This window comes from Pseudomonas fluorescens (assembly GCF_019212185.1).
Taxonomy (GTDB): Bacteria; Pseudomonadota; Gammaproteobacteria; order Pseudomonadales; family Pseudomonadaceae; genus Aquipseudomonas.
On sequence record NZ_CP078138.1, the window covers coordinates 2,256,252 to 2,281,208 of the forward strand.

A 24,957-nucleotide genomic window follows, 5' to 3' on the forward strand; every position below is an offset into this window, starting at 1 on the left:
GGTCTATCGTTGCCTGACTGAACAACGGCTATCGAGGAGGATTCCGTCATGAATACCAGTGATCTGCTGGAACAATTGCTTCGGGCTGGCCAAGGCTCGCCAACGCGACAAGGCGCTGGGCAGGGCGGCCTCGGCGACTTGGGCGGTCTGCTCGGTGGCCTGCTGGGCGGTGGCGCGGGCGGAGCCGGTGCGGGTGCGGGTGGTCTCGGAGGTTTGCTCGGTGGGCTGTTAGGCGGGTCTGGTGGCGGTATGCCGCAGCAGGGGCGCTCCAGCGGTACCAATTATGCCGCGCTCGCCTCCCTGGGAATGATGGCGTTCCAAGCGTACCAGGCCTGGCAGCGCAATCAGGCCTCGGCCCCGCAACAGGCGCCGCAGACGGTCGACCAGTTGCTTGCCGGCCCCGAAATCGAAGCCCATAGCCACGCAGTGTTGCGCGCGCTGATCGCCGCCGCCAAGGCCGATGGGCGTATCGATGAGCAGGAAAGGCAGATGATCCGTGCCGAGATCGGCCGTCATACCGATGATCCCGATCTGCAGCAATGGCTCGACGATGAAGTCGCCAAACCGCTGGATGCGAACGAAGTGGCCCAGTCCGCCACCGATCCGGCAATTGCTGCTGAAATGTACCTGGCCAGCGTGATGCTGGTGGATGATCAACAGGACGCTGAGCGCGCGTATCTCGATGAACTAGCCGCCGCGCTGAAAATCGATGGGCAGTTGCAGCTGCATTTGGAGGAACAGGCTAGGGGCGGCTGAATGATCAGTTATAAAGTCAGATCACATTGGTATAAGTGGTTATAAGAAATATCGCTATCCTGCCTGCCAGTTTTTGCTCGTTACGCTGGCTCTGTAAGGTATGGCAATGGAATTCGGTAATTTGGGTTTTGTGGTTGCAGGCTTGGTTGTCGGATTCATTGTTGGCATGACCGGGATTGGCGGCGGTTCGTTAATGACGCCGATCCTGCTGTGGTTCGGTATCAACCCGGCGACGGCGGTCGGTACTGATTTGCTGTACGCGGCGATCACTAAATCCGGTGGGGTGCTGGTTCATCAGAAGAACCGCAACATCGACTGGAAGATCACCGGCTGGCTGACGGCCGGTAGCGTGCCGGCGGTGGCCGTGACGTTGCTGTTCCTCAAGTACATCGATAACGATGCCCAGGCCACCAACGCGATCATCAAGCAGGCCTTGGGTTTCGTCTTGCTGCTCACCGCGCTGGCGATTCTATTCAAGAAGCAACTGCTGGCCTTTGCCAGCAAACATGCTGGTGATCATTACCACCTGAGCGATCGCAAACTCAATTCGCTGACCGTGGCCACCGGCGCCGTGCTCGGCGTGATGGTGGCGCTGACTTCGATTGGCGCTGGCGCCCTGGGCACCGTGGCGCTGTTTCTGCTCTATCCGTTCCTGGTCACCAAGCGTCTTGTAGGCACCGAAATTGCCCACGCCGTTCCACTGACACTGGTGGCCGGCCTGGGCCATGCCAGCATGGGCAACATGGACTGGCATCTGCTGGGCTTCCTGCTGATGGGCTCATTGCCCGGCATCTACATCGGCAGCCACCTGACCGGTAAAGTCTCCGACGGCGTGCTGCGTCCTTGCCTAGCGGCGATGCTGTTGTTCATTGGTTACAAGTTGGCGTTCTGATTTGCCCACAGGGCCGGACAGTGTCCGGCCCATTCCTTGGCGCCTACTTGCGCGCCTCCAGAATCAAGTTGAAAGGTGTCTCGGCAGCACGCCGAAAATGCCCGAAGCCGGCCTCGCTGAACACCTCACGCAAACGCGCTTCTCCCGCCTGTGCACCGAGTCCCAGACCCACCTCCTGTGACAGCGAATTGGGTGTGCAGATGAAGGTCGAGGCGGCGTAGAACAGGCGCCCGACCGGGGTGCTGTTGTGCTCCAGTTGGTCGTTGGCATAAGGCTCGACCAACAGCACCGTGCCGTCCGGCTTGAGGGATTGATAGGCGTGTCTGGCGGCGCCTACCGGGTCGCCCATGTCGTGCAGGCAGTCGAAATAACACACCAGATCGTAGTCATTGCCCGGGTAGTTTTTCGCGCTGCCCTCGAAGAATTTCACGCGCTCGGCCACGCCACCTTCTGCGGCGCGTTGGTTGGCAGTGCTAATGGAGGGGGCGTGGTAGTCGAAGCCGACGAAGGTGGAGGCGGGGAAGGCCTTGGCCATGACCACGGTCGACGCGCCGTGGCCGCAGCCGATATCCGCTACCTTGGCGCCGGCCTGCAGTTTTTCGACCACGCCGTCCAGTGCCGGCAGCCACTCGGCCACCAGGTGCGCCCGGTAGCCGGGCCGGAAGAAGCGTTCGGTGCCGCTGAACATGCAGTGATGATGATCGCCCCAGGCCAGCGCGCCATTGCCGCGCATCGCCGCTACCAGTTTGTCCTTGTCGTGGTACAGCGCGGCGATCACTCCAGCACCGCCGGCGACGTACACGGGTGAGTCTTCGAGTGCCAGCGCCATAGCTTGCTCCTCGGGCAAACGGAACAGCCCGTCGCTGTGCTCCATGTAGCCCGAGGCGGCATGGGCGCTGAGCCATTCGCGCAGCAGTCGGGCATTGCAGCCGGTCTTGGCGGCCAGCGCCTCGGGGGTGATCGGCTGGCTGTCGGCCATGGCTCGGTACAGGCCCAGTTCTTCACCGAGGATCACGTTGGCGAGCATCGCTGCGCCGCCCATGTCGGTCACCAGCTTGCCCATAAAATCATGCAGTTTGCCTTCGTCCATAACCGCGCCTCCTGAAAGGGCCAGCGCAGGGCGGTACGGTCGCTCGGGCGGTGGTCGGATAGATGATCGGAACGCTCGGACAGGAACGCGCCGCACGCGAATGCCCGGGCATAAACCATGTCCGGGCGGTTTGGACGCGAAGTCGTCGTCCTGCAGGTATGTCACTGTGGGGCAGGGCCCCACAGGACGCTTACGAAGTGGCCATTGGTTCCAGCGTCGTGAACGTGGTAATGGGCAGGCACGCTACTGACGGACGCGGATTTGGCTACGTCCCCCTACTGGGAACTCTGTGAGTGTAGTTGTCATTTCGCGCGCGTGTATGGCCGTTTGTCTTGCCCGGCACGAGGCTCAATGCACGACGCGAGCAGGTGGCGAATCAGGCCCGCTGACCTAAGCTTGGCAACATGGTGATTGAAATTTCCGACAACAAAACTGGATCTTTCGCCTTGATGCGCAATCATAAGCGTCGATATCACAAGGAGATGCGCATGCTCATTCGGTCACTGACCCTCGCTACTCTGCTCGCTGTCGTCGGCCCCGTACTGGCTGCAGACAGCGACTCGCCACTGGCCCAGGAACGCGGCAAGACCCGCCCACTTATTGTCATCGCGCCGAGCAGCGCCGACCCGACGCTGGTCAGCCTGAAAAAGTCCCTGGATGAGCCGGACAACAAAAAAGCCGTTCAGGAACGCAGCATAGTGTTGTTCACCGTGGTCGGGTTGACGGGCCAGCGGGACGGCAAGGACATGGGCACGCAAGACACCATGGCGTTGATTCGTCAGCTGAAGCTTGGGGCCAGCAAGGACACTAACGTGGTGCTGGTCGGCAAGGATGGCGAGAAAAAACCCTTGCTTGAAGGTCCAATCGTAGCGAAGACGATATTCGACACCATCGACCAGTTGCCGGCCGCTGAAAAAGAAGTCGCGCCTCCTGCACCGCCTGTAGCCGAAACACCGCCGGCCAAAGGCGCCAAGGCCTCTAAACCGGTCAAACCGGCGAAGCCACCACAGCCGCTGGATGATTGATTGGCCTTCGCAACGACACAAAACCTGTGGGAGCCAGCCTGCTGGCGATGGGGTCATCAGCAGCACAGCATCAACTTCATCGCACGACCCATCAACAGACAAAAAAACACCCGACGCAACCAAAGTCGCGCCGGGTGGGGTGTCAGTCAGCGCGCGGATATCGTGGGTCCGTTCGCTGACCTTGATGCTCAGGTGTAATCAGGTTCTTTCAATGGCCAGTGCCACGCCCTGACCGCCACCAATACACAGGGTGGCCAGGCCTTTCTTGGCGTCACGCTTGATCATTTCGTGCAGCAACGATACCAGCACTCGGCAGCCCGAGGCGCCGATGGGGTGGCCGAGGGCGATGGCGCCGCCGTTGACGTTGACCTTGCTCGCGTCCCATTTCAGCTCTTTACCCACCGCCAGTGACTGCGCGGCGAAGGCCTCGTTGGCTTCGATCAGGTCCAGTTGCTCCAGGCTCCAGCCGGCCTTGTCGAGGCAGCGGCGGGTTGCCGATACCGGGCCGATGCCCATGATCGCCGGGTCGACGCCGGCGTTGGCGTAGGCGGCGATTTTCGCCAGCACCGGCAGGCCGAGTTGTTTGGCTTTTTCGGCACTCATCAGCAGCACGGCCGCTGCTCCGTCGTTGAGTGAAGAAGCGTTGCCAGCGGTGACGCTGCCGTCCTTCTTGAATGCCGGCTTGAGCTTGGCCAGGGACGCTGCCGTGGTTTCTGCGCGAGGCTGTTCGTCGACGGCGAAGGTCAGTGGATCGCCCTTGCGCTGAGGAATCAGAATCGGCGTGATTTCAGCGGCGAAGCGCCCGGCTTCGATGGCGGCCGTGGCTTTTTGCTGAGAGGCGGCGGCGAAGGCATCCTGGTCCTCACGGCTCAGGTTGTACTTGTCCACCAGGTTCTCGGCGGTGATGCCCATGTGGTAGTCGTTGAACGCGTCCCACAGGCCATCGGTGATCATGCTGTCGATCATCTTCGCATGGCCCATGCGCAGGCCGGTGCGGGCGGCCGGCAACACGTAAGGGGCCAGGCTCATGTTCTCCATGCCGCCGGCGATGATCACCTCGGCATCGCCGCAGCGAATCGCCTGGGCGCCCAGGTGCAGGGCCTTGAGGCCCGAGCCGCAGACCTTGTTCAGGGTCATGGCCGGTACGGCATGGGGCAGGCCGGCGAGAATCGCCGCCTGGCGCGCCGGGTTCTGCCCCGAGCCTGCAGTCAGCACCTGGCCGAGCAGCACCTCATCCACCTGCGCCGGATCCAGACCGGTCTGGGCCAGTAGTTGGCGAATAACCGCAGCACCGAGTTCCGGCGCCGGGATGTTCGCCAGCGAACCCTGGAAGCTGCCAATGGCGGTACGGGTAGCGGCGACAATCACGACTTCTTGCATCGAATTTCTCCTCAGCGGCAGGCAGTTCAGGCGAACTGCATTTCCGGCACGTGTTCGGGAACGATCAGTTTACCGGCGGTCTTGCTGACAATCTCCTCGACGCTGACGCCTGGCGCGCGTTCCTTGAGGATGAAGGCGCCGTTTTCGATTTCCAGGTAAGCGAGGTCGGTCAGCACACGCTTGATGCAGTTGGCGCCGGTCAGCGGCAGGCTGCACTGGTCCAGCAGCTTGGACTCGCCGTCCTTGGAGGCGTGGGTCATGATCACGATAATGTTTTCGGCACCGGCCACCAGGTCCATGGCACCGCCCATGCCCTTGACCAGTTTGCCGGGGATCATCCACGAAGCGATGTTGCCTTGCACATCCACTTCGAAGGCGCCCAGCACGGTCAGATCGACGTGCCCGCCGCGAATCATCGCGAAGGATTCGGCCGAGGAGAAGATCGACGCGCCGGTGCGCGCGGTCACGGTTTGTTTGCCGGCGTTGATCATGTCGGCATCAATGGTTTCTTCGGTAGGAAACGGTCCCATGCCCAGCAGGCCGTTTTCCGATTGCAGCATGACTTCCATGCCTTCGGGAATGTAGTTGGCAACCAGGGTCGGAATGCCGATACCCAGGTTCACGTAGAAGCCGTCCTGCATTTCACGGGCGACGCGTTGAGCCATTTGTTCGCGGGAAAGTGCCATTGTTGTTATTCCTTCATTCGGTCCGGGGGCAGGGGATCACTTGCGTACGGTGCGTTGTTCGATGCGTTTTTCGAACGTGCCGCAGATGATCCGGTCGACGTAGATGCCAGGGGTGTGGATCTGCGTTGGGTCCAGCTCGCCGGGTTCGACGATTTCTTCGACTTCGACCACGGTGATCTTGCCGGCGGTGGCGGCCAGCGGGTTGAAGTTCTGCGCGGTGTGGCGATAGATCACGTTACCGAAGTGGTCGGCTTTCCAGCCTTTGACGATGGCGAAGTCGCCGGTGATGGACTCTTCCATCAGGTATTTGCGGCCGTTGAATTCACGCACTTCCTTGCCTTCGGCAACCGGGGTGCCGACGCCGGTGGCGGTGAAGAACGCCGGGATGCCGGCGCCGCCCGCGCGCATTTTTTCGGCGAGGGTGCCTTGCGGGGTCAGGATGACTTCGATTTCGCCCTTGAGCAGTTGCTCTTCGAACAGCTTGTTCTCGCCGACGTAAGAGGCCACCACTTTGCTGATCTGCCGATCGGTCAGCAGCACGCCGAGACCGAAGCCGTCGACGCCGCAGTTGTTGGAAACCACGGTCAGGTCACGGGTGCCCTTGCGCTTGATCTCGGCGATCAGGTTTTCCGGAATGCCGCACAGGCCGAAGCCACCGGCGATCACGGTCATGCCGTCTTCAAGCCCGGCCAGGGCCTCTTCATAGGAACTCACGCGCTTGTCGAAACCTGCCATATGCACCTCTTTTATTCTTTGTGGGCGGCTGGCTAGCCGAATGGGGAGCAGTGTTGCGCTGTTGGATATATTTGTTAAATTGATTTTTAGATTTTATTAATTTGAAAATCTCATTAATTGTCCGGGACCCCGAACTGGAGCCTAGCCCGTATGACCGTCAAGCAGATCCGTGCGTTTCTCGCCGTGGCGCAAAGCCTCAGCTTTGCCGTGGCTTGTGAGCGCCTGCACCTGTCGCAATCGGCCCTGAGCCTGACGATCAAGGCCCTTGAAGAGAGCCTCGGTGGCCGCCTGTTCAGCCGCACCACCCGCAACGTCGCCCTGACCGCGGAAGGTGAGTCGCTGCTGCCGCTGGCCCGCCGGCTGATCGCCGATTGGGACAACGCCGAGGACGAAATGCGCCAGCGTTTCACCTTGCAACGCGGCCGCGTGACGCTGGCGGCGATGCCCTCGTTCGCCGGCAACCTGCTGCCGCCGATCCTCAAGACCTTCCGCGCGCGGTACCCGAAAGTCAACGTCACGGTTCACGACGTGATCAATGAACAGGTGCTGGAAATGGTCCGCGACAGTCAGGTCGAACTGGGGGTGGCGTTCGAGCCCATGCAGAGTTCGTCACTGCAATTCACCGCGCTCTACCTCGATCGCTTCGTCGCCGTCGTGCCCAGCGATTCAGCGCTGGCGGGGTTGGCCGAAATCGACTGGCAGACCTTGTTGGAGCAGCCCTTTATCACCTTGCAGCGGCCGTCCACGGTGCGGGTGATGCTGGAGGATCACTTGCAGCTGCGCCAGACCCGATTACCGGTGGCCTTCGAGAGCCATCAACTGGCGACAGTCGGGCGTATGGTCGCCAGCGGCCTCGGTGTCAGCGCCGTGCCTGCACTGTGCGCCGGGCAAATGCGCGAACTGGGGGCGCACTGCATTCCTCTCAGTGAATCGGTGGAGCGCGCCATTGGTGTGCTGACCAAGCCGGGTCACGAGTTGTCGGCGGCGGCGCAGGCCTTGTTCGAAATTCTCAGGGATGGGGTGCGGCAGCCGGCGTAATTGGCCGACGTTCAGGATTGGAAATAAAAACCACAGTCCGTTTGACCGCCCGTCTTTTTCCCGGATGACCTGCGCTTTTTCACAAAATTCTCACAATTGGAGGCGCACATTGAACACACAAAAGGATTTGACCCCATAGACATCAAGCCCGTCAGACGCGGGCTTTTTGTTGTCTGTCAGAAACCTCTGGCGTCTGCACGCAAACCTCGCGCTGTTCAAAAAGCGGCACTGCACGCACCTGGCTGCCCGGTTGTAATTGCAGGCGCTTGGCCGTCAGGCGGTCGACCTCAAGGCTCTGGCCATTGCGCCGGGCGTGGGCGACGGTGACTCGACAACTCTCCAGGCGCCGGTTGTAAATTAACCAGGGCAATCTCGCCATCCCATCTCGCAGGCCGATCTCCATGCTCAGCGTCAGGCTGTCGCGCACCGCACGAATCTGTGGGATGGCGGCTTCAATCACCGGCCCCGCATCGAAAATATCCACGTAACCCTGATGGCTGAAGCCCTCGGCGCAGAGGATCCGGCGGGCCGGCTCAGCCTGTTCGTGGGCGGTGCCCATCACTGCCCGCGCCTGTTCGGTGAGCAGACAGGTGTACAGCGGCTGGCGCGGCAGCAATTCGGCAATCAGGGCTTTGCTGCCCAGGCCGGAGAGGTGATCGGCATGGCTGAAGTCACGCTTGAAAAAGTGTCGACCCAAGCTGTCCCAAAACGGTGAACAACCGTATTCATCGGCGCTGCCACGCAACTCGGCAATCAGCTTTTCGCCGAACAGTTGCGGGTATTCGGCGACGAACAGCAAGCGCGCTACCGACAGCAGCCGCCCGTTATGGCCCTGGCGTTGGTCGGGACGCAGAAACAACGAGCAGACTTCCGATTGCCCGGTCATTTCGTTGCTCAGGAACAGCGTCTGAATGTGCCGTTCCATTCCTACCCGATAGTTGTACCAGGGCTCGCGTAGCCCTACGGCACCGCCGAGGGCGCTGACGCCGATCACTTGCTGGTCGTCATCTTCAAGTACAAACAGGTAGTCGGCATCCGCCCGCTCCACCTGACCGGCGAAGGTGCGTTGCGCCCAACGGATGCGGTGGGCCAGTCGCGCGTCATTGGCCGGCAGGCTGGTGAAACCGGGGCCGGCGCGTCGGGCCAGGGTCATCAGCGCTGGCAGATCGCTGCCTTGCACCGGGCGAACGATCACAGGGCTATCAGCCGCAGCGGGCTGCCGTCTTTCAGTTGCAGCGCGTTCAGGGTGGCTGCGTCGAGGACGATGGGCTGGCCGGCGCTGCAGTCCAGTTCAACGAGCATGGCGCGGTAATCAGCCAGCCGGTCATTACTGACCAGATAAGGCGTCTGGCCACGCTGCGGGCTGCCCAGTTGGGCGCTGACGACGCGGCTTCGGGCAATCGAGCGGATGTTCGGTGTGCGCGCAATCAGGGTCGGCCCTGCGTCGAACAGGTCGACGTAGCTGTGGATTTCAAAGCCTTCGCCTTCAAGGATGGCGCAGGCCGCCTGGTCATTAGGATGGACTCGGCCGATACAGGCTTGGGCCTGCGGAGGCAGCATTGGTACGTAGATCGGGTAGTGCGGCATCATTTCCGCCAGCAAGGTGCGGTCCTGGGTACCGCGCAGATGTTCGGCCTCGGCGTAGGTCAGGTTGAAAAAATGGCTGCCGAGCGCATCCCAGAACGGCGACTGGCCCTGCGCGTCGCTGTAGCCGACGATTTCGCTGAGTACCGCGTCGGAAAAGCGCTGCGGGTGGGCGGCGATAAACAGCAGGCGCGCCCGGGACAGCAATTGGGCGAAGGCACTGCGCGCCAGTTCGTGGTCGATGTGGAAACCGCGCAGAAGCGTGTGCGGACTCAAGTCCTGACACAGTGACAGCGCTGGCACCCCATTGTGAATGTTGAGTTCCCGCGAGGCACTGACGAAAGGGCGATTGCGCAAGCTGTAAAAGGGTTGCGTATGGCCGGCAGTGGCGACGATTTCCGCACAGCCGAGCAGGCGCTGGTGTTGCGGGTCTTCGAGCACGAAACAGTAAATTTCCCCGCCATTTTCCTGCACGTCATTGCTGAAGGACGCAACCGAATCAAGAATTTTCTGGTGCAGGCAATCACTGTCGTCGGGCAGGGACGAGACCCCGACCAGGCTGTCGCGCGCCAGTTGCTGCAGTTGGGGCAAGTCGGCCAGCGCGACCGGGCGTAGGACCAGCATGGAGATACTCCTGTATCGAAACAAATACCTGGTAGAGGGCACCAGGGACGACTATCACTGTCGATTTCCACGCGTTGCAGTTGTAGCGACCAAACTCCGTTGGCCGTGCGCCATAGTAGTTGAACAACACCTGACGGCGCAGCACTATGCTAGCCGTTCGGCGAGTTTTTCCTGTCCCTGCCCAAGAGTAATTCCGCGTGCTGGTAACCCGATTGACCCTGATTTGTCACGCCCGCACCGTCGCGCAGAAACTGGCGCGGTTTCCCCTCGACGAGCCTCTGGAAATCGATTGGCAGGCCGCAAGGGGCAGTCGTGCAAAGGCCTTCAAGCGGGCCCCGCAGTTGCTCGGTGGCGGTGAAACACGAATCCGCCAAACCGGCGAATTGTTCGGCGGCGAGCTGCTTCATGTACCGGCCCTGGATGAATACGATTACGGACGCTGGCACGGCAAGCGTATCGATGACTTGCAGCGGGATGAACCCGAAGCGTTGCACGCCTGGTTCAGCGATCCCGACGCCACACCCCACGACGGTGAATCGCTGGGCCAGTTGCGCCAGCGGGTCGGACACTGGCTCGACAGCTTCGGCGGCAGCCCCGGCCATTTTCTGGCGATCACCCATCCGCTGGTGATTCGCGCGGCGCTGATGCACGTCTTGCAGTGTCCACCTTCGGCATTTCAAATGATCGATATCGAGCCGCTGTCCGCCACCGAACTGCGCCACAACGGTCGCTGGCGCTTACGCCTGATGGACAGCGGCGAGCCCGCCGAGGAGTTATAGGCATGAAGCGACTGTTGGTGATCGGCATCGGCGCCGGAGACCCTGACTACCTGACGATGCAGGCGATCAAGGCGCTGAACCGGGTCGATGTGTTCTTCCTGATGGACAAGGGACCGAGCAAGGACAGCCTGATCGACCTGCGCCGGGAGATCTGCCAGCGCTACATCACTGAGCCCGGCTATCGTTTTGTCGAAGCGCAAAGCCCGGAGCGGGTTCGCGGTGATGTCGACTATCAAACCAGCGTTTCGGCACTCAACCGCGACAAGCAGCAGACCTTCGAGCGGCTGATCAACGAAGAAATGGCCGACAACGAATGCGCGGCTTTTCTGGTCTGGGGTGATCCTGGGCTGTACGACAGCACCTTACGCATTCTCCAGGCGATTCTTGACGGTGGTCGCTGCACCTTCGAAATCGAGGTGATTCCCGGCATCAGCAGCATCCAGGCGTTGGCGGCGCAGCACCAGGTGGCCTTGAATCGCATTGGTCGATCCGTCGAAATCACCACCGGGCGCCGGCTGGCGGCGGGGCAGGCGAGTGATGCCGACAGCCTGGTGGTGATGCTTGATGCCGAGGACGCTTACCATCAGTTTGCCGATCAGGAGCAGTACATTTATTGGGGGGCTTACCTGGGTACCCCGGATGAAATCCTCATCGCCGGCAAGCTCAAGGACGTGGCCGATGAAATCGAACGGGTGAGGAAAGCTGCGCGGCAGGAACATGGCTGGATCATGGACATTTACCTGATCCGCAAGCCAGACTCGACGCCGTGACCGGTCAGCCTCTCAGTAAACCCAGACCTCGACCCGGCGGTTTTTGATCCGGCCTTCATCGTCACTGTTGGCGGCCACCGGCATCTCGGCGCCGAAGCCACGGATCTCGCGAAACACCACGCCACCTTTCACCAGCTCGCGCCGCACAGCCATGGCCCGCAGCTTCGACAGCAAGGCCGCGCGTTGAGGATCGGCCTTGGCATCGCCAAAGCCCACCAACGTTACCTGGCGGTCGAGCTTGCGGTGTTGCTGCAAGTAGTCGAGGACTCGTGACAGATCCTCGCGGGCCTTGTTGTCGAGGCTGGCGCTGCCTTCCTCGAAACGAAAATTAACCGTCAGCCGCTGCGCTTGGGCACTGAGCGCCTGATAGCCCTCTGGCATCTGCTGGCTCGGCGTAACGCTCATGGCCTGTACGGTCTGTGCAACAAATCCATTGGCTGCGACTGTCGCCTGGCCTTGCGGGCTTTGCGCAAATTGCACCAGGGCTTGCGCCCAGGGATTGTCGTTGCCGGGCGGCAGGTACAGGTAGAGGCGCCGTGATAGCGGATAGTCTTCGGTGGCAATCAGGCGGGTTAGCGGCAGCATCGGTTGCGCGGCGCCGTCGGCAATCGCCACGGCTTTGGCCTGGCGCACGTAGGGCAGGCCGATGAAGCCGATACCCTGGCGGTCCTGGCTGACGGCGTCAGACAGTTGCTCGCTGGACTCGAAGCGCCGGGCGCTGCTGGCCAGGGTTTTGCCACGGGTTTTCAGCACCAGTTCCCTGAAGGTGTCGAAGGTGCCGGATTGGTCATCCCGCGCATACAGGTGGATCGCGCCGCCGATCCCGCCGAGTTGTTCCCAGGTGCTGATGTCGCCACTGAAAATTCGCGCCAGTTGCTCGGTGTTGAGTTGGTTCAGGGGATTTTGCGGGTGCAGGATGATCGCCAGGCCGTCGATGGCGATCACTTGTTCGGCGCCCGCGCTGTTCAGGTCGCCGAGGGTGTCGAGGTCCACCAGTTCACTGTCCTTGATCGGTCGCGACGAGGCGGCGAGGTCGGCTTTGGCGTTTTTCAGGGCGGTGAAGCCTGTGCTTGAGCCATGGGCGGCAATTTCGATGACCACCGGCTGACCTTCGGCGGTCTGGCCGATGACCTGCTGCTCGTTGGCATTGCCCCCGGGTACGCTGTGCACCTTGAGCAAACCTTGCTCAAGCATCAGGCCCTTGGCCAGCGCCGGCCCCAGCGCCGCGCCTATGGTGTTGGAGCCCTGGATGCGCAGTACGGTGCCGTCGACGGGAATGGGCAATGGCGTGGCCAGGGCGGGCACGGCCAATGAGCTGCATAGCAGCAGTGAGCAAATGAAGCGCAACATGGGCCGGCACCTTGGCGGGCAATGAAGGTGCCGGGACCATAAGACATTCAGGTTACTGAAATATGACGGTTTACCCGTGACTCGCCGCGTCGGATCAGCTCAGTTCCAGCCAGATCGGTGCGTGATCCGAGGGTTTTTCCAGGCCACGCAGCTCATAGTCGACGCCGGCATCCTTGATTCGCGGCAGCAACGCCTTGGACGTGAGGATCAGGTCGATGCGCAGGCCGCGCTTGGGCTCGTCCTCGAAGCCTCGGCTGCGGTAGTCGAACCAGCTGAAGCGATCGGCGACGTCCGGGTTGAGATGGCGGAAGCTGTCTACCAGGCCCCAGTTCTTCAAGCGTTCCATCCACTCGCGTTCTTCCGGCAAGAAGCTGCACTTGCCGGTTTTCAGCCAGCGTTTCATGTTGTCGGGGCCGATGCCGATGTCGCAATCCTGGGGGGAAATGTTGACGTCGCCCATCACCACCAGTGGTTGGTCGTTGCTGAACTGGCTTTCCAGGAGGTTCTGCAAATCGCTGTAGAAGCGCGCTTTGGCCGGGAACTTGGTCGGGTGGTCGCGGCTTTCGCCCTGTGGGAAATAGCCGTTCATGATAGTGATCGGGGTGCCGTCGGCATCGGCAAACGTGCCCCAGATGAAACGTCGCTGGGCGTCTTCTTCATCGCTGGCGAAACCTTTATGGATCGCCAGCGGCTCCTGGCGAGACAGCATGGCCACACCGTAATGGCCTTTCTGCCCGTGGTAGTACACGTGATAGCCCAGCGCCTGGACTTCGGCCAACGGGAACTGGTCGTCATGGACTTTGGTTTCCTGCAGGCCGATGACATCCGGTTGATGCTTCTCGATCAGTGCCGCCAGTTGATGAGGGCGGGCGCGCAGGCCATTGATGTTGAACGAGACGATCTTCATGGTCGGCAGTCCTGGCAAAACTGCGATGCTAGCCGACATGGGGGGCGGGGGCCAGTGGTGGGTGCTTACCGGCAGAGGCTACAGGTTCTCTACCCGGCCTCAAGGTGCCCCACATGGCAGCCCCCCCAATGCCCTGCTAATGTTTCCGGGCATGGGAACGATTACTGCATTGCCGGGTTCGTACCAACAAGAGCGGGCCCTTTGAGCCGCGCCAGGGGAGATCAACCGTCATGCCCGAAACCTCGACTGCCACCGCCGACATCCATCGGCTCGACAGCGGCTACTCGCGCGAAGCGCGGTCCTTGCTCTACCAGGCCTACCGCCACGAGCCGACGTTCAAGTTCCTGTTCGAAGCCGAGCGTCCCGGCTATGAACAGCGCGTACGGGCCACGGTGCGCGAGCTGGTCAAGCAACACTTCCTGCAGGATCTGCCGGCCATCGGCCTGCTGGTTAACGACCGACTGATCGGCATCGCCCTGATTGCGCCACCGCAGCGCCGCCTGGGGATTACCGAAAGCTGGGCCTGGCGCCTGCGCATGGTGCTCAGTACCGGTTTGCGCTGCACCCGGCGCTACCTCGAGTACCACGCCGCCGTTGCTGCCTGCGTGCCCTCGGACTCAGTGCATGTCCTGCCATTGTTGGGTATTCACCCGCAATTCCAGGGTCAGCATTACGGCGAGCAGTTGCTGCAAGCGGTACACAACTGGTGCGCTGTGGACGAGCATTCCCAGGGGGTGGTGCTCGACACCGGCAACCCGCGTTACCTGGCGTTCTACCAGCGTCAGGGCTACGAGGAGATCGGTGAGGTGGCGGTTGGGCCGGTGCGTGAGCACGTTTTTTTTCACGCCAATCCGCAGGTGTTACATAGCGCAACGGGATAACGCCGAACTTTTCTTCGGATTGTTCGCTCTATCACGCTCCTACGCTCGTGATAGCATCCGCGACTATGAAGTTTCCAGGAAGATTTACCAGTGGCGTGCTCGTGCTCATCAGCAGCGCAGCCGCTCTGGCTCAAAGTGAATTGGACGTCAGGATCAAACCGTCCAACGACGAGCTAAAGGCCAATATCGAGGGCTATATCGGCGACCTCGGAGACCGCGATGAAGAAGCGCTGTTGCGTTTCAGTCGCGGTGCCGAGGAGCAGGCGCGCAAGGCTGCCCAAGCCCTGGGTTATTACCAGCCGCAAATAGAAAGTACGGTCAAGGACGGCAAGTCGCCGCGCCTGGTGCTGAACATCGACCCCGGCGAACCGGTGCGCCTGCGCAACGTCAATATTCGTGTCACAGGGCCGGCGGCCTCCCTCAAATCCTTTCGCATTCCCCAGAGCAGCGTGCTCATGCCCGGCGCTGTCCTCAACCACGGTCATTACGACGATGCCAAGCGGCTGATCCAGAATCAGGCTTCGCGCTTTGGCTTCTTCAGCGGCCGGTTTACCAGCCAGAAACTCTCGGTCGACCCGCGCGCCGGTGTCGCCGACATCGACCTGGTGTACGACAGCGGTCCGCGCTATGCGCTGGGCAAGGTCAGTTTTACCGGCGATACGCCGTTTGACGACGATCTTCTGCAGCGCATGGTGCCGTTCAAGAGCGGCGCACCCTACGATTCCGAGTTGATCGCCGAACTCAACCAGGCGCTGCAATCGAGCGGCTATTTCGAGTCGGTGCGGGTCGATGCAGTGCCCACCAGTGCTGCCAACGACGTGATCCCGGTCGCGGTCACCCTGGATACCCGCAAGCCGCGGACCATGGGCCTGGGCCTCGGCTACTCCACCGACGTCGGGCCGCGGGTCAAGGCCAACTGGACGCGCCACTGGGTCAATCCCGAAGGCCACAGTTATGGCTGGGAGGCGGAACTGTCGGCGCCACGGCAGAACGTCGGCCTGTGGTACGACGTACCGCTGGATCCACCGCTCACTGACAAGCTGCGCTTCGCCGGCGGCTATCAATATGAAGAACTGGCCAACACCGACAGCCTGAGCAAGCTGCTGACCCTCGGTCCGGAATGGCACAGCAAGCTGCCCAGCGGCTGGCAGCGAGTGATCTCGCTCAAGTGGCAGCACGAGGAATATCGCCTGGGCGACGATTCGGGGATCAGTAACCTGCTGATGCCGGGCGTCAGCTACGCCTACCTGCGCAGCGATAATCGCATCGACCCGCACAACGGCTATCGCCTGCAATTCGACACCAAGGTGGCCAAGGAAGGGCTGGGTTCGGACAACAACCTGTTGTACGGCACGGCGCTGGTCAAGGGGCTGACCACAGTGCTGGATAACCATCGGTTCCTGGCGCGGGCGCAGATCGGCGGCTCGGCCACCAATGGCTATAAATCGATTCCGCCGTCGTTGCGCTTCTTTGCCGGTGGCGACCAGAGCGTGCGTGGCTACGACTACCAGAGCCTGTCCCCGGAAAACTCCGAGGGCGATCGTATCGGTGGTCGCTACATGGTCTCCGGCAGCGTTGAGTACCAGTACTCGGTGGCCGAAAAATGGCGCGTGGCGACCTTTGTCGATCAGGGCAACTCGTTCAACGATTTCGAACTGCCGAACCTCAAGACCGGGGTTGGTGTGGGAGTGCGCTGGGTGTCCCCGGTCGGCCCGATCCGTCTTGACCTGGCTCATGCGCTGGATGATCCCGGCGGAATTCGTCTGCACTTTTCCATGGGGCCTGAGCTGTGACGCGTGCTGTGAAAATAACCCTGCTGGCGCTGGTTGCGCTGGTAGCCGTGGTGGTGTTGAGCGTTGGCGCCTTGTTGGGGACCGAGGCTGGTAGCCGCTGGGCGCTGAACCAGGTGCCGGGCCTCAGCGTAGAGAATTTCCAGGGCCGCCTGGCCGGCCAATGGAGCGCCGATCATCTGCTGTGGCAGCAGGGCGGCGACCGGGTCGAGCTGGTCAAGCCGTTGCTGGCCTGGTCACCTTTGTGCCTGACGCGCATGACTCTGTGCATCGAACAACTGAAAGCCGAGCAGGTGATCCTGCAGTTCGCTCCGAGCGAGACGCCAAGCAGCGGCCCGATCAGCCTGCCTGAACTGAAGTTGCCACTGGCCATCGAGCTGGGTGAAGTGCAAATCGGCAGCCTGCGCCTGGATGGCAGCGAGCAACTCAAGGACTTGCAACTGGCCGCGCACTGGACCGCACAGGGCTTGCAGATCGAATCCCTGCACCTGCAACGGGATGACCTCAAGCTGGAGTTGTCCGGGCTGCTGCAACCCACCGGCAACTGGCCCCTCAGCGCCAACGGACTGCTGACGTTGCCAGCACCGGGTGAACAGCCGTGGGCGCTGGCATTGAAGGTCGACGGCGACCTGCTGAAAACCCTCAACCTGACGGCCGACAGCAGCGGTTACCTGCAAGGGCGCCTCACTGGCGAACTGCAACCACTGGTAGACAATCTGCCGGCCACAGTGCGCATCACCGCCGATGGCTTCAAGGCCAGCGCCGACCTGCCGGACACTCTGCAACTCAATCAGCTCGAACTCACCGGCAATGGCGACCTGAAAAACGGCTATCAACTGCTCGGCAAGGCCAGCTTGCCGGCCGAAGACGGGCCGGTCGCCTTATCGCTGCAAGGCAAGGTCGACGCCAAAGGCGCGCAGATCGCTGCTTTCGACCTGACGGCCAATGACAAACAGAACCTCAAACTCAGCGGCCAGCTCGACTGGTCCGAGGGCCTGAGTGCCGATGCGAAGATCGACTGGCTGGACTTCCCCTGGCATCGCCTGTACCCGCTGATCGATGAGCCCGAAGTGGCGCTGCGCAGTTTCAATGGCGAAGTGTCATACCGCGACGGCAATTACCTGGGCAACTTCAAAGCCGCGCTGGACGGTCCCGCCGGTGCGTTCAGCCTGAGCAGCCCATTCAGTGGCGACCTCGGTCAGATCTTCCTCCCGCAGTTCAAGCTGGAAGCCGGGCAGGGCAAGGCCGAAGGTCATGTGAAGGTGCAATTTGCCGACGGCATTGCCTGGGACACCGCCCTCGACCTGTCGGCGATCAATCCGGCGTACTGGCTGGCGGAACTACCGGGGGCTCTCGCTGGCCCGCTGCGCAGCAAGGGTGAGATGAAAAACGAGCGCCTGAGCCTCAACGCCGACCTCGATCTCAAGGGCAAGCTGCGTGGTCAGCCGGCGGTGTTGCAAGCCAAGGCCGACGGAGCCGGCGAGCGCTGGAACCTCAACGCCCTGCAAATCCGCCTCGGTGACAACCGCATCGATGGCAGCGGCAGCCTGCAGGACAAACTCAGCGGCCAGATCGACATCAAGGCCCCGCGTCTCGGCCAGCTGTGGCCGCAACTGCGCGGGCAACTCAATGGTCGGGTCGATGTTGCCGGCACGCTGCATGCGCCTCAGGGCAAGGTCAATTTGCAGGGTGTGCAATTGGCGTTCGACGACAATCGCCTGAAAAGCCTCAATCTCGATGCCACTCTCGACAGTGCGCAGCGGGCGAAGATCGAGCTCAAGGGCAGTGGTATCGAAGTCGGCGACAACGCTCTGGGCACCTTGACCGCCAGCGGTGAGGGCACGCTGAAGAACCAGAAGCTGCAACTGGACCTGCAAGGCCCATTGCTGCAACTGGCCTTGGGCCTGGATGGCGGCCTCGACCAGGGCAACTGGCGCGGGCGCCTGGCCAGTGGTGACATCAAGGCCGGTGGCCAGGATTGGCAACTGCAAGGTCCGGCAAAAATTGAGCGGTTGGCCGACGGCAAGCTGACCTTCGGCGCTCACTGCTGGATGTCCGGTGCGGCCAGTTTGTGTGGCGAGGATCAGCGCCTGATGCCCGAGCCGAAACTGCGTTACCACCTCAAGCAATTCCCCATCGACAGCCTGGCGCAATGGCTGCCCAAGGATTTCGCCTGGCAGGGCAAGCTCAACGCCGATGTGCAACTGGACTTGCCGGCCAGCGGCCCGAAAGGCCAGGTGCTGGTGGATGCCAGCGGCGGCACCCTGCGTATCAAGGAGAAAGACCAGTGGCTGGACTTCCCGTATCAGACCCTGAAACTCAGCAGTACCCTCAACCCCAAGCGCATCGACAGCCAGCTGGAATTTGTCGGCGGCAAGCTCGGCGAACTGATGGTCCAGGCGCAGATCAACCCGCTGCCGAAAAACAAACCCCTGAGCGGCTCGTTCCGCCTCAGTGGCTTGGACCTGTCGGTGGCGCGGCCATTTGTACCGATGGTGGAGAAACTCTCCGGCCACTTGAACGGCAGCGGCACCTTGTCCGGTGGACTGTTGGCACCGCAGGTCAACGGCAACTTGAACCTGGTCGACGGTGAAGTTTCCGGGCCGCAACTGCCGACACGTGTCGAAGCCTTGCAATTGCAGGCACAGATTGCGGGTGAGAGCGTGCAGCTCAACGGCGGCTGGAAAAGCGGCAAGACCGGGCAGGGCCGCCTGGACGGTCACGTCGCCTGGGGCCAGGCGCTGGTGGTGGACCTGAATCTCAAGGGCGCGCAGTTGCCGGTCAGCGTTGAACCTTACGCGGCTCTGGAAGTAGCACCGGACCTGAAGATTTCGATCAAGGAAGACAAGTTGGCGATCACCGGCAAGGTGCTGGTGCCCAAGGGCGAGATCACCGTGCGCGAACTGCCGCCGTCGACGGTCAAAGTCTCCGATGACACGGTGATCGTCGGTCACCAGACCGAGGAGGGTAAGCCACCGATGGCGATGGCCATGGACATCGAAGTGATCGTAGGCGAAGACAAACTGAGCTTTGCCGGATTTGGTCTCACGGCCAATCTGCAGGGCCATGTGCACATCGGCGACAACATGGACACCCGTGGCGAGCTGTGGCTCAACGACGGTCGCTACCGTGCCTACGGCCAGCGCCTGACGGTACGCCGTGCACGTCTTCTGTTCGCCGGGCCGATCGACCAGCCGTACCTCGACATCGAGGCCGTGCGCCAGACCGACGATGTGATTGCCGGGATCCGCCTGAGCGGCAGCGCCGAGCAGCCGACGACGCAGATCTTCTCCGAGCCGGCGATGAGCCAGGAGCAGGCGTTGTCCTACCTGGTGCTTGGGCGTCCGCTCAGTACCAACGGTGAAGACAACAACATGCTGGCGCAGGCCGCCCTGGGCCTGGGCCTGATGGGCAGTTCCGACCTGACCGGCAGCCTGGCGAAAAACCTCGGGATCCAGGACTTCCAACTCGACACCGAAGGCAGCGGCACCACCACCAGCGTGGTCGCCAGCGGCGATATCACCGAGAAGCTCAGCTTGCGTTATGGGGTCGGGGTCTTCGAGCCGGCCAACACCATTGCCTTGCGCTACAAACTGAGCAAGAAGGTCTACCTGGAGGCTGCCAGCGGCATCGCCAGTTCCCTGGATATCTTCTACAAGCGCGACTTCTAACGGCTTTTGTAGGAGCGAGCCTGCTCGCGAAAAACCTCAACGATAACGTGCGTGTGTTGAGTGCGCGCAACCCCAACGGGCCCGGGTTCAACGGAACTTCCTTCCATTGAACCTGGGCCCGTTGTCGTTTTGCCGTGGGCGATTTCCAGTTAATTACAAAGCCTGCTAACTAATTCATTTGACATTCACTGCCTAGGCAGTAACATCTGGACATATATTCACTGCCTAGGCAGCTATCGAGTCGCCAGATGAAACATTTCTCGCCGGACAACTTTCAAAATTGCCACCTCGGCCTGCTGCTCGGGCGCGCGGCCCTGCTCAAGGACCGGATCATCGACACCCACATGGAACCCCACGGCATCACCGCCGCGCAGTTCAAGGTGATGATCATCATTGCCCAGTTTGGCGTCGACACCCCGGCCGAGCTGTGCCGCCACCTGTCCCTGGACAGCGGCTCGATGACCCGCATGCTCGACCGCCTGGAGCAGAAGGACCTGTTGCTGCGCAAGCGCTGCGCGGATGACCGCCGCCTGGTGCGTCTGGCCTTGACCGAAGAAGGCCAGGCGCTGGCCGACAAGTTGCCGGAGATCGGCGTCAACGCCATGAACCAGTTGGCCGGCGCCCTCGACAGCGAGGAGTTGCAGACCCTGGAAGCGATCCTGAAGAAAATTCTCTTGGCCGCCGGCGATCCCATCACCGTGCTGCGGGTAGGTGATCAATGAGCATGACGACGCGGCTTGGTCTGGTGCTGATGGCCATGAGCCTGGCCGGCTGCGCCAACTACAGCGGCTTGAACACCGAAGGTGTGAGCCTGCAGGCGCAATCGCTGCAGGCCGGGCACTCCCTGAATGGCGTGGCCCTGTCACCGGCGGCCTGGCCGAAAAGCGACTGGTGGACCAGCCTTGGCGATCCGCAGCTCGACGGTCTGATTCGTGAAGCCCTGCGCGACAGCCCGGACATGCAGATCGCCAGCGCCCGTGCCCATCAGGCCAGCGCTGCCGCCGGTGCCGCGGATGCCGCGCGGATGCCGACCCTGGATGCCAGCGCCGGAATTCGCCGTGAGCGACTGGCGCAGTACCAGGATCCGACTCTGCAAGGTGATCGATACGACACCATGCGCAGCCTCGGCGCCACGTTCAATTACACCTTCGATTTGTGGGGCGGCCAGCGCGACGCCTGGGAAGCTGCATTGGGCCAGGCCCGCGCGGCGCAGATTGACCAGCAGGCCGCGCAGTTGACCCTGGCCGCCGATGTCGCCCGCGCCTACAGCAATTTGGGCCAGGCCTATATCGTTCATGACCTGGCCAGCGAAGACCTCAAGCGCACTCAGCAGTTACTCAGCCTGAGCCAGCGCCGGCTGAGTTCGGGTATCGACAGCCTCTACCAGTACCAGCAAAACCAGAGCCTCGAAGCCAGCTCCCAGGCGTCTTTGATCGATGCCGAGAAAAACCTGCAGAGCGCAAAAATTGCCCTCGCGGTGTTGCTGGGCAAAGGCCCGGATCGCGGCAACGAAATTGCCCGGCCGAACATCCTGCAAGCCAGTGCCGTGGCCCTGCCGTCGGTGCTGCCCGCCGAGTTGCTCGGCCGTCGCCCGGACCTGGTGGCGGCGCGCTGGCGGGTCGAGGCAGCGAGCAAAAGTATCGATGCCGGCAAGACCACCTTTTATCCCAACCTCAACCTCAGCGCGGCAGCCGGTTTCGAGTCGCTGATGGGCAACGCGGTGTTTGGCTCGACCTCGCGCTTCCTTAATGTCGCGCCGACCATTTCCCTGCCGATCTTCGACGGCGGCCGCCTGCGCGCCGACCTCGACGCCAAGGACGCCGATTACGACCTGGCGGTGGCGCAATACAACAAGAGCCTGGTCAAGGCCCTCGGTGATGTCAGCGACAGCATTTCCCAACTGCGTGATGTCGGTCGGCAGATCGTCGCGCAGCAGCACGCCACGGACATTGCCCAGGCGTCCTACAACACCGTGCTCGAGCGCTACGGCTCAGGGGTCGGCAACTACCTGGACGTGCTGAGCATCGAGCAGCAGTTGCTCGGCGCGCAACGTCAGTTGGCCAATCTGAACGCCGAGCAGATCGATCTGTCGATTCAATTGATGCAGGCCCTGGGTGGCGGATTCCAGAGCGACAACCTGGCCGTGGCCAGCCCATCTCCGGCGCCCGCCACGCGCACCCATCATTAAGGTATTGGTCATGGCCAACGTGCAGAACACCCCAATAACAGAAAATACCCCCGACACGGGCAATCCCGGCAAACGCAAGTTGATGCTGACCCTGCTGGCGATCCTGGTGATCGTCGCGAGCCTCGGCGTCTGGGGCTGGCATCACTTCTACGGCCGTTGGAACGAGAGCACCGACGACGCCTACGTCAACGGCAACGTGGTGGAAATCACCCCGCTGGTGACTGGCACGGTGGTGAGCATTGGCGCCGACGATGGCGACCTGGTGCAGGAAGGCCAGGTGCTGGTCAACTTCGACCCCAATGACGCCGAGGTCGGGTTGCAGAGTGCCCAGGCCAACCTCGCGCGTACAGTGCGCCAGGTGCGTGGCCTGTACAGCAACGTTGATGGCATGAAAGCTCAGGTCAACGCGCAGAAAGCCGAAGTGCAGAAAGCTCAGGAAAACTTCAATCGTCGGAAAAATCTCGCCGCCGGTGGGGCAATTTCCCAGGAAGAACTGTCCCATGCCCGCGATGACCTGACCTCGGCGCAAAACGCCCTGGCCAACGCACAGCAACAGTTCAAGACCAGCAGTGCGCTGGTCGACGACACTGAAGTCTCGTCGCACCCGGACGTCCAGGCCGCCGCTGCGCAGTTGCGCCAGGCTTACCTGAACAATGCCCGCAGCACCTTGATCGCACCGGTCACTGGTTATGTCGCCAAGCGCACCGTGCAACTGGGCCAGCGCGTCCAGCCAGGCACCGCGTTGATGGCGGTGATTCCGCTGGATCAGTTGTGGATCGACGCCAACTTCAAGGAAACCCAACTGCGTGACATGCGCATCGGCCAGCCGGTGGACATCGAGGCCGACCTGTATGGCAGCTCCGTGAAGTACAGCGGCACCATCGACAGCCTCGGCGCCGGTACCGGCAGCGCCTTCGCCCTGTTGCCGGCGCAAAACGCCACCGGCAACTGGATCAAGATCGTTCAGCGGGTGCCGGTGCGCATCCACATCAACGCCGAGCAACTGGCCAAGCATCCATTGCGGGTCGGCCTGTCGACCCTGGTCAATGTCGACCTGCGCGACCAGAGTGGCCCGGTACTGGCCCAGCAGCCACCGCAAAAGGCCAGCTTCAGCACCACCATCTATGACCGCCAGTTGGCGGATGCCGACGCAATGATCGCCCGGCTGATCCATGACAACAGTTCAGCCCTGAGCAAAACCGCCCAGCGTTGAGTTCGCCAATCCGCTCGTTGCGCCGTGCAAGCGGCGCAACGCTCGCCTCGTTCCCAAGGATTTGCGATGAGTAACAACGCCTCATTCACGCCACCCAGCCTGGTGCTCAGCACCATCGGCCTGTCGCTGGCGACCTTCATGCAAGTGCTCGACACCACCATCGCCAACGTCGCCCTGCCGACCATCTCCGGCAACCTGGGAGTGAGTTCGGAGCAGGGCACCTGGGTGATCACTTCATTTGCCGTGAGCAACGCGATTGCCTTGCCGCTCACCGGCTGGCTGAGCCGGCGCTTCGGCGAGGTGAAACTGTTCCTTTGGGCGACCATGCTCTTTGTGCTGGCCTCGTTCCTCTGTGGGATTTCCACCTCGATGCCGGAGCTGATCGGTTTCCGGGTGCTCCAGGGCCTGGTGGCCGGGCCGCTGTATCCGATGACCCAGACCCTGCTGATTGCCGTCTATCCACCGGCCAGGCGCGGAATGGCCCTGGCGTTGCTGGCGATGGTCACGGTGGTGGCGCCGATTGCCGGGCCGATTCTCGGCGGCTGGATCACCGACAGCTACAGTTGGCCGTGGATCTTCTTTATTAACGTACCCATCGGCATCTTCGCGGTGATGGTGGTCAAGCAACAGCTCAAGGCGCGTCCGGTTGAGACCAGTCGCCAGCCGATGGACTATGTAGGACTGATCAGCTTGATCGTCGGCGTCGGCGCGCTGCAAATCATCCTAGACAAAGGCAACGACCTGGACTGGTTCGAGTCGAACTTCATCCTGATCGGCGCGGCGATTTCGGTGATTGCCCTGGCGGTGTTTGTGATCTGGGAAATGACCGACCGCCATCCGGTGGTCAATCTGCGGCTGTTTGCTTACCGTAACTTCCGCATCGGCACCATTGTGCTGGTGTTGGGATACGCGGGGTTCTTCGGCATCAACCTGATCCTGCCGCAATGGCTGCAGACCCAGATGGGCTATACCGCGACCTGGGCCGGGCTGGCGGTGGCGCCGATTGGGATTCTGCCGGTGTTGATGTCGCCTTTTGTCGGCAAGTACGCGCACAAGATCGACCTGCGCCTGCTCGCCGGCCTGGCGTTCCTGGCGATTGGCTTGAGTTGCTTTATGCGCGCCGGATTCACCAACGAGGTCGACTTCCAGCACGTGGCGTTGGTGCAGCTGTTCATGGGCATTGGCGTAGCGCTGTTCTTCATGCCGACCTTGAGCATCCTGATGTCCGACCTGCCGCCCCATCAGATTGCCGATGGCGCCGGCCTGGCGACGTTCCTGCGGACCCTGGGCGGCAGCTTCGCGGCGTCGCTGACCACCTGGATCTGGATCCGCCGGGCCGACCAGCATCACGCTTACCTGAGCGAAAGCATCAGCACCTACGAGCCGGCCACCCGCGACGCCCTCAACAGCCTGGGCGGCGCCGGCACCCCGGCCTATGCCCAGCTCGATCACGTGCTGACCAGCCAGGCCTACATGCTGTCCACCGTGGATTACTTCACGCTATTGGGCTGGGGCTTTGTTGGCCTGATCCTGCTGGTATGGCTGGCCAAGCCACCGTTTGCGGCGAAGGCTGGGCCAGAGGCGAGCGGTCATTAACG

At 61.9% G+C, this 24,957-nt stretch carries 21 protein-coding genes; 13 read left to right on the forward strand and 8 right to left on the reverse strand.

Annotated elements, in window-relative coordinates:
• Positions 1–48: 48 nt before the first annotated feature.
• Positions 49–756, forward strand: coding sequence for a tellurite resistance TerB family protein (locus KW062_RS10185; protein WP_105754748.1), 708 nt, complete (start codon positions 49–51; stop codon positions 754–756).
• A gap of 106 nt (positions 757–862) precedes the next feature.
• Positions 863–1,648 carry a sulfite exporter TauE/SafE family protein gene (locus KW062_RS10190; RefSeq protein WP_027620687.1) on the forward strand — a complete coding sequence of 262 codons (786 nt, stop codon included), beginning with the start codon at positions 863–865 and terminating at the stop codon, positions 1,646–1,648.
• A 43-nt stretch (positions 1,649–1,691) separates the two neighbouring features.
• On the opposite strand, the gene KW062_RS10195 is transcribed toward KW062_RS10190, so the two are convergent.
• Entirely contained in the window at positions 1,692–2,738 is a 1,047-nt protein-coding gene (locus tag KW062_RS10195; protein WP_105754747.1) for a methyltransferase domain-containing protein, read from the reverse strand.
• Positions 2,739–3,226: 488 nt separating this feature from the next.
• Between KW062_RS10195 and KW062_RS10200 the strand changes: the two genes are divergently transcribed.
• Positions 3,227–3,763, forward strand: a complete 537-nt coding sequence (locus KW062_RS10200; protein ID WP_105754767.1) for a DUF4174 domain-containing protein — start codon at positions 3,227–3,229, stop codon at positions 3,761–3,763.
• A gap of 198 nt (positions 3,764–3,961) precedes the next feature.
• On the opposite strand, the gene KW062_RS10205 is transcribed toward KW062_RS10200, so the two are convergent.
• The 3 genes from KW062_RS10205 to KW062_RS10215 are packed head-to-tail and all read right to left on the reverse strand — an operon-like array spanning position 3,962 to position 6,564.
• The gene (locus KW062_RS10205; RefSeq protein ID WP_105754746.1) at positions 3,962–5,143 is read right to left on the reverse strand and encodes an acetyl-CoA C-acetyltransferase; all 1,182 of its coding nucleotides are present in this window, start codon (positions 5,141–5,143) and stop codon (positions 3,962–3,964) included.
• A 26-nt stretch (positions 5,144–5,169) separates the two neighbouring features.
• Positions 5,170–5,829 carry a CoA transferase subunit B gene (locus tag KW062_RS10210; protein ID WP_027620682.1) on the reverse strand — a complete coding sequence of 220 codons (660 nt, stop codon included), beginning with the start codon at positions 5,827–5,829 and terminating at the stop codon, positions 5,170–5,172.
• A 36-nt stretch (positions 5,830–5,865) separates the two neighbouring features.
• Positions 5,866–6,564: a CoA transferase subunit A gene (locus tag KW062_RS10215; RefSeq protein WP_027620681.1), complete on the reverse strand. Its 699-nt coding sequence runs from the start codon at positions 6,562–6,564 to the stop codon at positions 5,866–5,868.
• A gap of 150 nt (positions 6,565–6,714) precedes the next feature.
• On the opposite strand from KW062_RS10215, the gene KW062_RS10220 reads away from it, so the two are divergent.
• Entirely contained in the window at positions 6,715–7,602 is an 888-nt protein-coding gene (locus KW062_RS10220) for a LysR family transcriptional regulator (protein ID WP_027620680.1), read from the forward strand.
• A 151-nt stretch (positions 7,603–7,753) separates the two neighbouring features.
• Here the strand turns inward: KW062_RS10220 and astA are convergent, their stop codons facing one another.
• Complete coding sequence (gene astA, locus KW062_RS10225) at positions 7,754–8,797, reverse strand: arginine N-succinyltransferase (protein WP_051550596.1); 1,044 nt, start codon at positions 8,795–8,797, stop codon at positions 7,754–7,756.
• A complete protein-coding gene (locus KW062_RS10230) occupies positions 8,794–9,810 on the reverse strand; it encodes an arginine N-succinyltransferase (RefSeq protein ID WP_105754745.1) in 1,017 nt (338 codons plus the stop codon). Before KW062_RS10230 ends, astA begins: the two co-directional genes overlap by 4 nt.
• A gap of 197 nt (positions 9,811–10,007) precedes the next feature.
• Between KW062_RS10230 and KW062_RS10235 the strand changes: the two genes are divergently transcribed.
• On the forward strand, positions 10,008–10,589 hold the full coding sequence (locus KW062_RS10235) for a histidine phosphatase family protein (RefSeq protein WP_105754744.1): 582 nt from the start codon (positions 10,008–10,010) through the stop codon (positions 10,587–10,589).
• A 2-nt stretch (positions 10,590–10,591) separates the two neighbouring features.
• Positions 10,592–11,359 carry a precorrin-6A synthase (deacetylating) gene (gene cobF, locus KW062_RS10240; RefSeq protein ID WP_027620677.1) on the forward strand — a complete coding sequence of 256 codons (768 nt, stop codon included), beginning with the start codon at positions 10,592–10,594 and terminating at the stop codon, positions 11,357–11,359.
• 12 nt (positions 11,360–11,371) lie between these two features.
• Here cobF and KW062_RS10245 read toward each other — a convergent pair whose 3' ends face one another.
• Positions 11,372–12,709: a substrate-binding domain-containing protein gene (locus tag KW062_RS10245; RefSeq protein WP_105754743.1), complete on the reverse strand. Its 1,338-nt coding sequence runs from the start codon at positions 12,707–12,709 to the stop codon at positions 11,372–11,374.
• A 94-nt stretch (positions 12,710–12,803) separates the two neighbouring features.
• The gene (xthA, locus tag KW062_RS10250; RefSeq protein WP_027620675.1) at positions 12,804–13,616 is read right to left on the reverse strand and encodes an exodeoxyribonuclease III; all 813 of its coding nucleotides are present in this window, start codon (positions 13,614–13,616) and stop codon (positions 12,804–12,806) included.
• 230 nt (positions 13,617–13,846) lie between these two features.
• Here xthA and KW062_RS10255 point away from each other — a divergent pair, with 230 nt between their 5' ends.
• The 7 genes from KW062_RS10255 (at position 13,847) to KW062_RS10285 (ending at position 24,955) form a co-directional block, all read left to right on the forward strand.
• On the forward strand, positions 13,847–14,497 hold the full coding sequence (locus tag KW062_RS10255; RefSeq protein ID WP_027620673.1) for a GNAT family N-acetyltransferase: 651 nt from the start codon (positions 13,847–13,849) through the stop codon (positions 14,495–14,497).
• A gap of 65 nt (positions 14,498–14,562) precedes the next feature.
• Positions 14,563–16,290: an autotransporter assembly complex protein TamA gene (locus KW062_RS10260; protein ID WP_027620672.1), complete on the forward strand. Its 1,728-nt coding sequence runs from the start codon at positions 14,563–14,565 to the stop codon at positions 16,288–16,290.
• Positions 16,287–19,958 (forward strand): translocation/assembly module TamB domain-containing protein, encoded by a 3,672-nt coding sequence (locus KW062_RS10265; RefSeq protein WP_027620671.1) that lies wholly within the window; start codon positions 16,287–16,289, stop codon positions 19,956–19,958. The genes KW062_RS10260 and KW062_RS10265 overlap by 4 nt, the downstream gene beginning before the upstream one ends.
• Positions 19,959–20,206: 248 nt before the next feature.
• The gene (locus KW062_RS10270; RefSeq protein WP_105754742.1) at positions 20,207–20,680 is read left to right on the forward strand and encodes a MarR family winged helix-turn-helix transcriptional regulator; all 474 of its coding nucleotides are present in this window, start codon (positions 20,207–20,209) and stop codon (positions 20,678–20,680) included.
• Entirely contained in the window at positions 20,677–22,146 is a 1,470-nt protein-coding gene (locus KW062_RS10275; protein WP_105754741.1) for an efflux transporter outer membrane subunit, read from the forward strand. Before KW062_RS10270 ends, KW062_RS10275 begins: the two co-directional genes overlap by 4 nt.
• Before the next feature lie 10 nt (positions 22,147–22,156).
• On the forward strand, positions 22,157–23,359 hold the full coding sequence (locus tag KW062_RS10280; RefSeq protein WP_027620668.1) for an HlyD family efflux transporter periplasmic adaptor subunit: 1,203 nt from the start codon (positions 22,157–22,159) through the stop codon (positions 23,357–23,359).
• A gap of 66 nt (positions 23,360–23,425) precedes the next feature.
• Positions 23,426–24,955, forward strand: coding sequence for a DHA2 family efflux MFS transporter permease subunit (locus KW062_RS10285; RefSeq protein ID WP_027620667.1), 1,530 nt, complete (start codon positions 23,426–23,428; stop codon positions 24,953–24,955).
• Positions 24,956–24,957 lie beyond the last annotated feature (2 nt).